Origin of the sequence: Porphyrobacter sp. MBR-155, assembly GCF_040547625.1 — a bacterium.
GTDB lineage: Bacteria > Pseudomonadota > Alphaproteobacteria > Sphingomonadales > Sphingomonadaceae > Erythrobacter.
Window position 1 is genome coordinate 44819 of record NZ_JBEPQB010000004.1, and the last position, 13650, is coordinate 58468.

General features: G+C 61.9%; 12 protein-coding genes. 10 read left to right on the top strand and 2 right to left on the bottom strand.

The genetic code is table 11. The features are described from left to right. Positions 1–82: 82 nt before the first annotated feature. The 6 genes from ABIE62_RS05250 to ABIE62_RS05275 all read left to right on the top strand — a co-directional run bounded on the left by ABIE62_RS05250 (position 83) and on the right by ABIE62_RS05275 (position 6219). The gene (locus ABIE62_RS05250; protein ID WP_354324177.1) at positions 83–2071 is read left to right on the top strand and encodes a ParB/RepB/Spo0J family partition protein; all 1989 of its coding nucleotides are present in this window, start codon (positions 83–85) and stop codon (positions 2069–2071) included. Between the two features lie 166 nt (positions 2072–2237). Further along, positions 2238–3179, top strand: a complete 942-nt coding sequence (locus ABIE62_RS05255) for an ArdC family protein (RefSeq protein WP_354324179.1) — start codon at positions 2238–2240, stop codon at positions 3177–3179. Between the two features lie 11 nt (positions 3180–3190). Next, complete coding sequence (locus ABIE62_RS05260) at positions 3191–3613, top strand: hypothetical protein (protein ID WP_354324181.1); 423 nt, start codon at positions 3191–3193, stop codon at positions 3611–3613. Positions 3614–3915: 302 nt separating this feature from the next. Then, positions 3916–4860, top strand: a complete 945-nt coding sequence (locus tag ABIE62_RS05265; RefSeq protein WP_354324183.1) for a DUF2493 domain-containing protein — start codon at positions 3916–3918, stop codon at positions 4858–4860. A gap of 230 nt (positions 4861–5090) precedes the next feature. Further along, positions 5091–5249, top strand: coding sequence for a hypothetical protein (locus ABIE62_RS05270; protein WP_354324185.1), 159 nt, complete (start codon positions 5091–5093; stop codon positions 5247–5249). A 580-nt stretch (positions 5250–5829) separates the two neighbouring features. Then, complete coding sequence (locus tag ABIE62_RS05275) at positions 5830–6219, top strand: single-stranded DNA-binding protein (protein ID WP_354324187.1); 390 nt, start codon at positions 5830–5832, stop codon at positions 6217–6219. A gap of 120 nt (positions 6220–6339) precedes the next feature. Here the strand turns inward: ABIE62_RS05275 and ABIE62_RS05280 are convergent, their stop codons facing one another. Beyond that, entirely contained in the window at positions 6340–6570 is a 231-nt protein-coding gene (locus tag ABIE62_RS05280) for a DUF6437 family protein (protein WP_354324189.1), read from the bottom strand. A gap of 321 nt (positions 6571–6891) precedes the next feature. Here ABIE62_RS05280 and ABIE62_RS05285 point away from each other — a divergent pair, with 321 nt between their 5' ends. Further along, a complete protein-coding gene (locus ABIE62_RS05285) occupies positions 6892–7128 on the top strand; it encodes a hypothetical protein (protein ID WP_354324191.1) in 237 nt (78 codons plus the stop codon). Positions 7129–7227: 99 nt separating this feature from the next. On the opposite strand, the gene ABIE62_RS05290 is transcribed toward ABIE62_RS05285, so the two are convergent. After that, positions 7228–7422, bottom strand: coding sequence for a hypothetical protein (locus ABIE62_RS05290; RefSeq protein WP_354324192.1), 195 nt, complete (start codon positions 7420–7422; stop codon positions 7228–7230). A 440-nt stretch (positions 7423–7862) separates the two neighbouring features. Here ABIE62_RS05290 and ABIE62_RS05295 point away from each other — a divergent pair, with 440 nt between their 5' ends. From ABIE62_RS05295 to mobF, 3 genes are read left to right on the top strand one after another with little or no spacing between them, the layout of a single operon-like run. Further along, positions 7863–8195 carry a hypothetical protein gene (locus ABIE62_RS05295; RefSeq protein WP_354324193.1) on the top strand — a complete coding sequence of 111 codons (333 nt, stop codon included), beginning with the start codon at positions 7863–7865 and terminating at the stop codon, positions 8193–8195. Then, positions 8185–10656 (top strand): type IV secretion system DNA-binding domain-containing protein, encoded by a 2472-nt coding sequence (locus tag ABIE62_RS05300; RefSeq protein WP_354324195.1) that lies wholly within the window; start codon positions 8185–8187, stop codon positions 10654–10656. The genes ABIE62_RS05295 and ABIE62_RS05300 overlap by 11 nt, the downstream gene beginning before the upstream one ends. A gap of 37 nt (positions 10657–10693) precedes the next feature. Beyond that, a complete protein-coding gene (gene mobF, locus ABIE62_RS05305) occupies positions 10694–13618 on the top strand; it encodes a MobF family relaxase (RefSeq protein ID WP_354324197.1) in 2925 nt (974 codons plus the stop codon). Positions 13619–13650 lie beyond the last annotated feature (32 nt).

A 13650-nucleotide genomic window follows, 5' to 3' on the forward strand; every position in this document is an offset into this window, starting at 1 on the left:
AGAGGGGAGCGGGCTTTGCCCTGATTGAGCCAGTTGGGCGTCGATGGTCGGCGTGCCGGGCTCACAATCAGGAGTGTGTCCCATGATCAAGTCGATCCCGCTGAACAAGCTCGTTCAGTCGCCCCGCAATGTCCGCCGCCACGGTGACCCGGCAGCAGATGCTGAGCTCAAGGCCAGCATCGCGGCCCGCGGTCTGCTACAGAACCTCATCGTCAGACCTGCTGCCAAGGGCAAATTCGAAGTCGAAGCCGGGGAACGTCGCCGCCGCGCTATGCTCGCGCTGGCCGAAGAGAAGCTGCTCGCCCGCGAATATGAAGTCACGTGCCTCGTTCTCGAGGACAGTGCTGAAGCGGCCGTAGAGACCAGTCTCGCGGAGAACTTCCACCGCCTCGCCATGAACCCCGCTGACGAAGCCCAGGCCTTCGCGGCGCTCGTTTCAGGTGGGGCGACTGTCGAAGAGGTTGCCCGGCGCTTCGGTCTGACTGTCCGCTTTGTCGAGGGCCGTCTGCGTCTTGCGACGCTTGCGCCCGTCGTGTTCGAGGCGCTCGCCGCCGGAGAGATCACCCTCGACATTGCCAAAGCCTTCGGTGCAACTTCGGACCAGGAAATCCAGACCCGCGTCTTCGAGCAGGTGTCCTCGGGCTACTATGCGCCCAACCCCGACAGCGTCCGGCGCATGGTTCTGTCCGGGACCGTCAGGGGCAGCGATCCACGTGCCCGCCTCATTGGCCGCGATGCCTACATTGCCGCCGGCGGGCGGATCGAGCGTGAGCTGTTCGACAACGACGACAGCGAGTCCTGGGTCGATGTCGCGCTGCTCGAAAGCCTCGCAGCGGCAAAGATGGAAGAGCAGGCCAAAGCCCTCGCCGCCGAGCAGGGTCTTGCCTGGGTCAAGCCCACACTCGATCCCTATGCCAGCCATGATCTGGTCGAAGGGCTGGTCCGGCTTCCAGCCGAACCGGCGCCTTTGTCCGAAGCCGAGGTGGCTAGGCTCGAAGAACTCGATGCGTCTTATGACGAGCATGCGGCGATCCTTGAAGACGAGGACAGTGCCGAGCATGCCGTGGCTGCGGCTGAAGCCGCAATCGCGGCGATCGAACGCGAATGCCAGGAAATCCGCGCACGCCCGCCAGTTATCGCGCCCGAGCTCAAGGCCGAAGCAGGCATGGTGCTGGTGCTCTCCCGCGATGGTACGCCGGTTCTCCAGCCGGTGTTCTACGGCGAGCGTCAGGCTGATCCCGCCGACGCCGACAGCGAGATCGAAGTCGTTTCGGGCGAGGAAGGTTCAGAGAAGCGCCGGACCACCTTGTCCAAGCGCCTGGTCGACGAGCTCGCCATGCAGCGCCGCGATGTTCTGGCGTTGCACGTTGCATCCGACCCCGGGCTCGCGCTCGACATCATGGTCTTCACGCTCGCCGATGCCGATACTCACGACTGGCGGGCGCGCCCTTCGACCACGCTGCGCGCGCCTGTTCCGGCAGGCCCGATCATCGGCTTCGAGGCCAAGGATGCACCTGCAAGCAGCGCGCTTGCCGAGCTCAGGTCCGGTCTCGACGAAAGCTGGCGCGCCGGTGCGGATGCAATGTCCCGCTTCGACCTGTTTCGGGCGCTGCCCGATGAAAGCCGCGTGGCCTGGCTTGGATATGTCGTTGCCCGGTCGCTCGAGGCGAGCCTCAACATGACCGGTGAGCGCCAGCTGCCGTTCCAGGATCATCTCGGCAGCCTGATCGGTATCGAAATGGCGCAGTGGTGGCGCCCGACCGCAGCCAACTACTTTGACCGGGTGCCCAAGCAGGTGATCCTCGACGCGCTGACCGATATCGGCGGCCTCGAGCTCTCCTCGCGCTTCGCCTCGGTCAAGAAGGGTGACCTCGCGATGAGCGCCGAGCGCGTCTTTGCGGGCACCTACATCACCGAGGTCGAGGTTCGCGAGAAGGCCTTGGCGTGGGTGCCTGATGTCATGCGCTTCGCTTGCCCTGCGCCGGATTCAGACGAAGCTGAGATCGACTCCGCTGGAGCGGAGCAGGGCGGTGACGACGAACATCAGTCTCCCCGCGAGCTGGCCGCCTGACCTCCTCCTGACAGGCACCGCCACTCGCACCTGGCGAAGCGGTCCTTCGGCTTATGCCGGAGGGCCGCTTCTCTTTTGGAATGAGAGCAGAGGGGGCTCGGGAACCTGTGGCACTGACCGGCGAGCCCGTCGCCTACTGTCAAATGCCTCAATCAGGAGAACCATCATGGCCTATCGCAAGGGGCAGGGCAGCGGCCAGTCGCCCACCACCCGTATCACCCAGGAAATCATCGCCCGTCTGGAAGCAGGCACTAAGCCGTGGATCAAGCCATGGCGCGGTGTCCCGGTCTCCCGGCCCTTGCGGGCCTGCGGAATCCCGTACCGCGGCATAAATGTCTTTTGGCTCTGGATGGTCGCCGACATGTGTGGCTACGGCTCGCCATTCTGGATGACCTACAACCAAGCCAAGTCGCTCGGCGCCCAGGTCCGCAAGGGCGAAAAGTCGACCATCGCAATCTTCTACAAGAGCTACACCAAGGAGGTGGAAGCCCCCGATACCGGCGAAAAGACTGATGAAGCGCGACGGGTGCTCAAGGCCTATCCAGTCTTCAATGCCGATCAGGTCGACGGTCTGCCCGAGCGCTTCCATCCGGCTGCAACGCTGGAACTGGTCGAGCCCGAAGGGCGCGAGGCCGAACTCGACGCCTTCTTCGCCGGCATTCCCGTCAATCTGCGTCATCAGGGTTGCGAGGCTTACTACGAACCTACCGCTGATCGGGTCACGATGCCGCCGACGAGCCTGTTCGAAGGCTTCGATCACTACTACGCCACGCTCGCCCACGAGCTGTCGCACTGGACGGGCCATGCCAGCCGCTTGGGACGCGATCTCAAGAACCGCTTCGGCACAGCGGCCTACGCTGCTGAGGAACTCGTCGCCGAGCTCTCCAGCGCCATGCTTGGCGCTGAGTTGGGACTGCCGGTGACCCATCTCGACAACCACGCGAGCTACATCGGGCACTGGCTCAAGCTGCTGAAGGACGACGACCGCGCTATCCTGACAGCTGCCGCCAAGGCCGAAGAAGCCTCGAGCCTGCTGCTGAAGCTCGGCGGAAGGGTCAAGCCTGAACAGTCTGACGACGCGTCAGACGATGCTGCGCTTGCGGCCTGAGGGAGGGTGTCATGGGCAGATCGGTCGGCTATCCCAGCGGCGCTATCGTCGCCTTCACGGTGCTCGAGGTCCAAGCCGAAGACGATTGGGAATTCGAGTACGAATGGCTGCGCGAGGACTTGCGCGAGCGGGCCGCCAAAGCCTTCCCTTCACTGATCCCGCATGACGGATGGCGTGGCCAGGAAAACCGGATCCTGCTGCGCAATGCCTATGCGGATTTCGGCGTATCGGTCTACGGCGGGCTGGTGGCCGTCTGGATCGTGGAGCGCGATGACGGGGCCTATTGGGACGCCGATTGGCGCACGGCGCGGTCGCCGCGGGCACAGCGCTGGCTGTCCCAGATCGCATCCCGCTTCGATGCCATGTTTGGCGACTATGACTGCCTCGGGCACATGTCGAACGGCGAGGGAGTCTACACCAAGCGCGCAGCTTGAGCTCCGCGAGTTGGTCACGCCCAGAGCTTTGGGTTGCCATCCCTGACTAAGCTTTGCCGGCCGCTCATGGTCTGTCGCCATGCGAGAGAGGCCCTGGGCCAGCCGCCAGCCTTGCGCAACCCGGGCTAAGCGGGCCCGTGTTGGCCTTGGCCCTTCGAGCTCAAGGCCTGCCCGCGCCAGCCCGCCAAGCCGGGTTCCCCCTGACGGGTGCGCAACCCTGCCTGAAGCTGGCCCTGACGGGCTCTCGCTGGCGCAGCCATGAACGGGTGCGTCGGCCTTACGCCAGTCAGGAGGACAATCCCATGCACACGTCATTTGCCGATCAACTCGCCGGGCTCGACCTTGCCGGCTTCTCGATTGGACCGGCTCCCGTATCGACAAGCGATTTCCCAGTCCGCGACGCGGTGGTCCAAACCCTCGAAGCGGTGTGGTCCGATCTCTTCGCCATGGTCTCCGGCACCGCGCTCGAAGCCGATGCCGAGGACCTTGGCTGGGCCTTCGTGAACATCTTTCACCGCTCTGCGACCCGCAAATCGACTGCCCTCGACCGGGCGACCGACGAGGTCCGCGCGCTAATCGCCACCGCCGATGGATCCGAGGTCCACACCCACGACCTCGAGACCCAGGTCGAGCGGGCGCAATGCGCCGAAAGCGCGATGCTGGCGCTCGAAGAGATGCGCGAAGTTGCAGCCACCCTGTATCTCAACGAGTTCGGTTCCTCATGGAAGCCGGTCTCCAGTTCGCGCTTCAATCACAGCGCCATGATGACTTCTGCGCTCGTCGAAGGTCGCGATTTCCTGCGTGCCCGTGCCGAGGCCAAACGCCGTGCAGCCGTGCCCGAAGGAACGCCCGTCGTGTTCGCGGGCGGGCGCACCCGGCATGCCACCGAAGTCGATGCACTGACCTTCGGCAACAATGTCTGGGCGACGCTCGACAAGGTCCGCGACCGTGTTCCCGACATGGTCCTTATCCATGGCGGCGACACCAAGGGCGTCGACCGCTTGGCATCGAGCTGGGCGGAACGCCGCGGCATCCCGCAGGTCACGTTCTCGCTCGACATGCGGCTCGGTGCCCGTGCCGGGTTCAAGCGCAACGAGCGGATGCTCTCGCTCGATCCCCGCTATGTCGTCGCCTTTCCCGGCAATGGAGTGCTCGAACGTCTGGTCATCGAAGCCAAGGCTCGGCGGATCACTGTTGTTGATCGCCGTGGCCCGCTGGGCACGTCTCCAAAAGCGCCGCCCGGGTGAGCGGTCAAGCATGTAGCAAACGGATATTTCGTTTCGATACTGTGCGACTGGGACCTCGAATGGACCTCGAATACCCCCTTACATGCTATGACATCCTGATCATTGATCTGACTAGAAGTTACAGCGCAAAGGGACATCACTCCGCCAGATCACGCCGTAACCGCTTGACGCCGACGGTCCGTGAGCGCTTCATCGCGTGAGTTTCGCAATGAAGTAAGATGGAGGGCTCCATGGCCAAGAAGGATGACGGAATTCCGCCGATTATTATTCCGGTTGCTCCTGTCCACGGAGGCCATGCCTCACGCAGTCGCGAGGACGCAGCGACAGAAAAACCGGCTCTGGGCGATGACGATAAGGCCCGTTCGAACAACAAGGCCGACCGGCCTTAGTAGTCAGTTCTACGAATCGCTGATGCTTGCGATGGTGGGATCCCGCCTATCGTCAATGGTCTTCCAATGCGCTTGCATCAGGCCGCATTCGTTCTTCCCTTTGGAAGGGTGGACGACGGCAAACATGGCCTGAACGCAGGCCCTCATTCAGCTTTGGCATCGTCGGGAAGGCGCTCCGCTGGCACGATGAGAATGCCGCTCCTGACGTGGCAATTGCGTCAGTAAGTGCACCCGTTTCCGTGCGGAAAAAGTCATTACCACCATCAAAGATAGAGACCACTCGTTGGGCTCGGGTGCAAAATCAATCAGGCCAAGGTCGTCGGCGGCATGGGCAGGGCAAACCTGTTCAAGGCATCCGGCTCCACCCGGCTTCGATACAAACCTTCCCTGAAGCACCCCTGTCGAGACGCGCAACCCCGATCAGGTCCGGCCGAGTTGCCGGTCACGTCATGCTGCGTGCCCGGCTGCCCGCTCCACCCGAACCAGATCGAGGTTTCCCTTCGGTGCGCTTCGCCATGGGCGCTTCCTAGTCGGGTTTGCAGCCGGGATGGACCCGGAATGCTCGATCAGGAGAAAGCCCATGACCAATCTTGTTATCCTCGTTGGCCGCATCGCTCGCGACCCCGAAACCCGCACCACCCAAGGTGGAACCAGCATCACTTCGATCTCGGTTGTGACAGACCGTCCCGCCCGCAAGGACGGCAAGACCTACAAGGACGAAAACGGCTACACCGCCAAGGACAGCGAATTCCACCGCGTGACCTGCTTCAACGGCCTCGGCGAAAATGTCGCCAAGTACTGCACCAAGGGCCAGCTGGTCTCGGTCGAAGGCCGCATCCACTATACCCAGTGGGAAGACGAAAGCGGCACCAAGCGCTACGGCTGCGAGATCATCGCCGACAAGGTGGACTTTCTCACCAAGGGCCGCAGCTCGAACAACGAAGACGCCCCTGACATCGACGAGGACTGAACGTCATCTCGGTTACGACGAGGCCCCGGCGGCACGCGCCATCGGGGCCTTTTGTTGTGCTTACCGGCGTGGTGCGGCGGGGAGGGGCATTGAGCCCACACCCCGCCGCTGTAACATCGATCAGCCGGGGGAGAGGCGCTTGAGGGATTGCTCAATCCCTGTCGCCAGCGCAGCGCGGATCAGCAGTCTCAGCTGTGCAGGTTCGATCACCTCACCGCCGCATTCGAGCAAGACATTGCCTAGCTCTGCTGCTGCATCAGCGCGCAGCTTGGTCTCCTGGGCGTCGAGTTCATCACGCTGTTCGCGCAGCTTCTTAAGCGCGCCAAGAGCGCTCGATTTGGACCTGGCCATATGACATTCCTTCTGTAGGCCGTTGGTCCCCTCCGTGTAGGATAATCCCAATTCAAGGCCGTGTAGGAAAGTGGTTTTTGCCGCGAAGCGCGTTCTTCTTCGGCTGACGTTGGGGGTCTCTCTCGCAGACTTTTGAAGTGTGATGCGGGCTTTGGGGCCGCGTCAAGGACGACGGGGCCCCACCATTTTTATAGGGCTCGCCCTGTAAAAATCGTTTCCCCCATCGCCGCTGCGCGGCCGCTTGCGCGGTCCCTGACCCGGCCCGTCACCCACATCCTGCCGATCCCTGATGCGACGCATCGAACATCAGGAGGAAAGATCATGTGCACTTCACTCAGCTTTGCCGCTCAGGGGTTCAAATCCGATCAGGAGGCCTTTGTTGCCGCCCTCGATCAGGCTCATGCCCGGTCCTATCATAGCTACTTCACGCAATATATTCTGACCGATAATGAGGCAGGGTACATCGCCGTTGATGAAGGTGATTATGGAGCCTTGCCCAGGGCACTGCAGGACCGGGTCATCGACACCGTGCCAAGCAGGCTGAGCGATGAATTCTGACGGCCGACGCGAGGAGGAAGTCCATCAGGGCTTCCTCCTATTCTTTTGCTCGTACGCCCAGGCTCAATCATTTGGCAGCGCGGTGCCGCTTGCAATGTTTCAGGCGTCGAGCTCGGATCGGTCGAGTTCATCGAGGCGTTCTGGCATTTCAAGCACCTTAATCGCCGCTGCCGCAATGGCTTCCGCAATCGTCGAAAAGGTCTCGGCAGAGCTTATCGAGACACCGTAAGAATAGGTGATCGTCCCTTGATAGCCATTGCCTTTGGGTGTTGCGCTCAATGTGACATCGACCATGTCCTGGCTCCCGTCTTCCGTTGCCGTCATCGCCGATCATAGGCTCCGAAGCGACCGATGACCATGCGGCTTTTGCCAGCCGCTGCGCGTCGCGATCCCGCCGAAAATGACGTGGCAAATCTCTCCATCCGATACAGGTCAGATCACGGGTTTCGACCTCGCAGTAGGGAACAAGTAAGGGCACACCGTACGCGACAGGTCGCAGCATCTATGCGGAATATAATCACCAAATAACAATCGGGTAGTCAGAATCTTCCGATATGGCAGCTTCTCAATCAGATTTGGATAGGCCGGAATTCGCCAATCATTTTTGATTGAGCCGCATCACAAATAGCAGAATTCTGCCAATCTCGATGTTCTTGACATGTTCTCAATTCTGATGTAGATGGCACATGCCTTTCGCAGTGCGTTCCGGGCTCCTCATCACAAGGAGTCCGTGCATGACACGGCCAAAATCCCTCCAAGTCCATGTCTCGATCGAACTCGCCGATCGGGTTCGTAGTGCGGCTGAGCGCCGCGATATCAGCGTAAGCGAATGGATCAGATCCCTGTTGCAGCAAGCCTGCGACGAGGATGATCTCAAGGCCGGCCTCAGCGGCTGGATGAACCGGCTGAACCGCCAGTCTGTCTTCACGATGGTTGGCGTCGATGCGCTTCTTGCCGGCCATGCCGATCATGATCTGCGTGAACGTGCGCACCAAGCCTACGCCCGCAAATGCAAGGAACTCGGCCTTTCCCAAAATGCCAACGAGGGAGGCTCAGATGAAGCGTAACCTCGCCAACTTCACGCGCGGTAGCCAGCTCCTCGGGCACTTCGGCTTCATGTTCGCAGCTGGCCTAAAGGGCCCGCTAATCATTGCTGCCGTGGTGATCTCCGCGACGTCCTGGTGGACCCTGTCGTCGGCTCTCACCGACTATGAGATCTACCTCATCTGGATGCGCGTCTATGCTGCGATCTACGGCTTCATGGAGTTCGATCCCGACAAGCGCGTTGCCCTCGAAACGGTCTTTGGCGGCAAGATAGAGATCCCGATCAGCCTTCTTGGCACATTTCCTCCCGTGGTCCGTGCATGGGATCATATGACCGAGCTGCTGGTCAGCGCCGCGTGGCGTTCAGCACTGTTTCTCGTGCCCGCCTTTGTCCTGTTCTACTGGTTCGCCGCACGCTTCGGCGGCAAGGCCAAGGAACGCAAGCACGAGCGCGGCGCGCAGCTTGTCGAATTGGCGGAACTGGTCGGGCTTCTGCGTGAGCATAACCGGGAGCAGCGCAATCGTGAACGCAACGCAGTCATGGGGTGGAAGTGGCGGCTTTGCATGCCCTGGGAGCTGGCGCGGGTCTTTCCCTATCGCCCGGCCCATCTTGCCGGGGTTGTCTATCCCTGGCGGCTTGAACAGAGCCACGCCATGCTCATCGGCACGACCGGTACTGGCAAGACGGTAGCCATCTCGGACATGATCGCAGAGGCCCGCGCCAAAGGTCAAAACTGCGTGGTCTTCGATCTAACCGGCGCCTTCATCGAGCAGTTCTACGACGCGCGGCGCGACATCATTTTGAACCCGCTCGATGCGCGCTGCCCCCAATGGAACCTGTTCGATGAATGCCGCACCGAAGCCGATTTCTGGACCGCAGCCGATGCTCTTGTGCCGCATGATGGCGGCGGCGAAGCGCAGTTCTGGGTGCTTGGCGCCCGCGCGCTGTTTGTGAAGTTTTGCGTCAAGCTTGTGGCCGAAGGCAGGGGTTCAAATGCGGCGCTCGCCCATGAACTGATGACCGCCGACCTCTCCGAGGTCCACGAAATGATGCGCGGGACGATCGCTGATCCGCTCACAGCGCCCGAAGCTGCGCGCATGGCAGAATCAATCCGGGCCGTGTTCAATGTGAACGCCAAGGCGCTGGAGATGTTGCCAACCGAAGGTCGGCGGTTCTCGGTGCGTGAATGGATCGAAGAGGCTGCCGAAAGTCCGGCAGGGAGGGGCTCGATCCTATTCATTTCCTCCCGCTACGTCGACATGAGCGTCGCTTCGCAGATGCTGACGCTTTGGCTCGACACAGCCATGAACACGCTCATGACCACTGAGCGGACCCGTGATCTCAAATGCTGGTTCTTCGTTGACGAGCTTGGTGCATTGCACCGCCTTCCGGCCCTTGAAAAAGGGCTGCAGACGGCGCGCAATTTCGGCGGTGCGATTGTGCTTGGCATCCATGCCTATGCCAAACTCAAGGAAGTCTACGGCGAGAACATGGCGGCGACCCTGGCATCGCTGGCGCGGACCAAACTGATCCTTTCGGTCGCCGAGCGGGATACCGCAATCTGGTGCAGCGACTTTATCGGCCACGAGGAAGTGGTCGATATCGATGAGGGTTACACCTTCGGGTACAACAATGCCCGCGACGCTGTCAGTCTCAGCCGGCGCACGACGATCAAGCCACTGCGGATGCCCGACCAGCTGATGAACCTGAAGAGCCTCCATGGCTACATCAAGTTCCCGGAAGGCTTTCCTGCAGCCTTTATCAAGCTGCGCCCAGTCAATCGGTCCAAGGTCGCCGACGCCTTTATCGGGCGCGGAGCGAACCGCCCGCCTCCGACCACCGAAAGTGGAGCTCCCAAGCCGCCGCGACCGCAACCGGGATGCCCTCCGGCGCATGCGGGATCAGACCATCCCTCGTCGAACGATGATGGGGCTGGGAAATCTACCGCCCGCAAATCTGCTGCAGGGAAACAGGGAGAATTGGCGTTCGATCGCGGCCAGCGTGGTGGTCAGCAGGCAGATCGCCGGGTAGACCCGGAACAGGGGCTTCGCCTCGGCGCTAATAAAGCAGGAAAGACTGCTCCAACCCGCTCCCAAAACGGTCGTTCTGGCCTCGGTAAGGACAGCAAAATACCGGCAGGGAAAAGCGAGGAAAGCCGTGCTGCTGCAGCATCGAAGGGCAAAGGTACGCCCCAAGGCGCTTCCAATCCCTCGCCCCAATCTGGGCGGAAGACGAGCGACGATGCGATCGCGCAAAAGCTGTCGCTACGAGGGCAACAGTCGGAGCCTGGCGCCAACAAGAATGGTGAGATCAAGGCGAAGTCTGACGATCCCAAGCCCAACGATACGAACACCCACAAGGGTAACGCACAGGCAAACCGGCAAAGGGCCTCGGACGCTCGCAAGCTGATGATCGAAGACGGGCTGCCCGAGCGCAGCGAGCCTCCAAGGGACGGTCCCGATCTCGGCGATCTGGAGCTGTAACGTTGTTGCCCTGTGCCGCTCAGCTAGAGGTAGCCCCGTGCTTTCCGTAGCCAACGTCCGCACGGCCGGCGGCGCAGCCAACTATTTTGCCGCTGACAACTACTACACCCGGGCCGATGCTGATCGGTCCGGGGCGTGGTTCGGCAAGGGCGCCGAAGAGCTCGGACTATCGGGCGCTGTCGATGCCAAGACCTTCGAAGCAGTCCTCAAGGGATTTCTGCCTGACGGGGGCCGCGTGGGCAGCGATAATCGTGTTCACCGAGCAGGCACAGATCTCACCTTCTCCATGCCGAAAAGCTGGTCGCTTCTAGCCCTCGTCGGCGGCGACACGCGGATCCTCGATGCTTACGGCGCCGCGGTCCGCGAGACGCTCGCCTGGGCTGAAAAGAACCTTGCCGAGACCCGGATGGAGGTGCGCGGCAAGGAGCGGGTGGTCGCAACCGGCAACCTTGTGGTGGCTCTGTTCCAGCATGACACCAACCGCAATCAGGAGCCCAATGCTCATTTCCACGCCGTGATCGCGAATGTCACTAAAGGCCCGGACGGTAAGTGGCGGGCCCTGCGCAATGATAAGCTCTGGGAGCACAACACTCTCCTCAACGCCATGACCATGGCACGATTCAGGCTCGGCGTGGAGAAACTCGGTTACGAGGTCGGCGAGTTCGGGAAGCATGGCAATTTCGAGGCGGCCGGCGTGCCCAAGGCGGTGCGCGATGCCTTCAGTTCGCGCCGCGCTGAAATCCTCGGGCAGCTTGCGACAATGGAAGGGACGGGGCTTGCCGCTCGCAATGCCGCGAACCTCATGACCCGGGCTAAGAAGGAGGGGATCGAGGACCGCGCTGCGCTCACACAGCAGTGGAAGGACACCGCGGAAAAGCTCGGCTTCGATCCGGCGATGGTCATTGGAAGAGCCAACGCGCGCAGCGCGCAGGACCTCGGCAATGTCAGCGGACTGGGGTCATCGGTTCGCAAGGTGGCCCAGCAGGGGCGAGATCTTGCCCACGCTTTTGCCGAGCGCCTCGGGCTCGTGAAGGACGATCCCTTGATACCCTCGCGGATCGGTCGCCGCCGCGCCGAAGAGGTCGCCGCCATCCATGTGGTCGCCTCGGCGATCCGCCATCTGGGGGAACGCGAAGCGGCTTTCACAAAGGCCGAAATCTATCGGACTGCGCTTGGCTTTGCCTTGCCAACTGCCTTTGACAATATCGAGCGGCGCGTCGATCAGCTCATCCGCCAGGGATACCTTCAGAAGGGCAAGGGCGCGGACCGCGAGCTGCTCACCACCCGCGATGCCATCAGCCTCGAACAGCGCATCATTGCCGGCGTCGATGCGGGGCGGGGCGCTGCACCCGCCATCGTTCCGGCCGATATTGCCGGGAGCCGACTGCAGGCGCTTTCGCAGCTCAAATACGGCCTGACACTGAACGCAGGACAGGAGGGGGCAGGGCGTCTACTGCTCGGATCCAACAACCGCATTGTCGCGATCCAGGGCGTTGCCGGTGCTGGCAAAAGCACGGTTCTGAAACCCGTGGCCGACATTTTGCGTGAGGAGGGCAAGGCCGTGCTGGGGCTCGCCGTGCAGAACACGCTGGTACAGATGCTCGAGCGCGAAACCGGCATTCCCTCGATGACGGTCGCGCGCTTCCTGAGGCAACATCAAGACCTGCTCAAGGGCGAAAGCGGTGCCCGTCTGGCCGAAGCGCGGGCCGAAATGCGCGGGACCGTCGTGCTGCTTGATGAGGCATCGATGGTCGGCAATGCCGACAAGGAGAAGCTGGTTCGTCTTGCCAACCTTCTCCAACTTGATCGCTTTGCCAGCATTGGCGACACCAAGCAGTTGGGGTCGGTCGATGCAGGCAAGCCCTTCGATGTCATGCAGCAGGCTGGCATCGAAACCGCGGTGATGAACACCAATCTGCGCGCGCGAGACGATGCGCTGCGCAATGCCCAACGCGCGGCCCAAGGCGGCCAGATCAGCGAGGCGCTCGCCCATTTGGGAGACAACGTTGTTACTGCTGGCGAGAATTCCGCCGTGGACGCTGCGGCGGCATGGCTCTCGCTGTCTCCGGCAGAGCGCGAGGTGACATCGATCTACGCCTCGGGCCGGGCCTTACGTGGGCAAGTCAATGAAGCGGTTCAGACGGGTCTCAAGGCGAACGGCGAATTGGGGCCTGGTTCATTGCAGCTCGAGGTGCTCTCCCGCGTCAATCTGACCCGCGAGGAACTGCGCTATGCGCGAAGCTATGCCCCAGGCATGCTGCTTGAGGTCGATCGCCGGCAGAGGGGGCAGGGCCTCGCAAAGGGCCAATATGAAGTGGTTGCAACCGATCCATCGCGCGAGCGGGTGACCCTGCAGAACGAGCGCGGACGGCAATTCGAATTTCGTCCTAGCCAGCTCCGCCCCCAAGGCGAAAAGGATCCGCTGCAGCTGTTCGAACGCCGCCAAATTGAAATCCATGATGGCGACCGGATCCGCTGGACTGCGACCGATCACAAGCGCGGGCTACTCAACGCCGATCAGGCGCGCGTTGTGGCGGTCGATGCCACAGGTGTCGCGGTGAAGACCTCGCTCGGCGCAGAGCACCGGCTCGCCGCCAATGATCCTATGCTGAGGCGCCTCGATCTCGCCTATGCGCTCAATGCTCATATGGCGCAGGGCCTGACCTCTGACCGCGGCATCGCCGTCATGGATAGCCGGGAACGCAATCTTGCCAACCAGCAGACCTTTCTGGTGACCATCACCCGGCTGCGCGATGGGCTGACCCTGTTTGTCAACAATCCCGGCAAGCTTGAGGCTGCTGTCGAAAACAATCCCGGCATGAAACGCTCTGCGCTCGAAACCGTGAACCTTCTGCGCGACGCGGCAGCCACCGGTGAGGCCAAGGGGAGAGCGCCTGCTCCCGAGCGCAAACCCCCGGAACTCGACCGCTCGATCACCAAGCCATTTGAGATCGGGCTTTAGCGGCTCGCATTCGATAGATGTCGCGCGTGAGC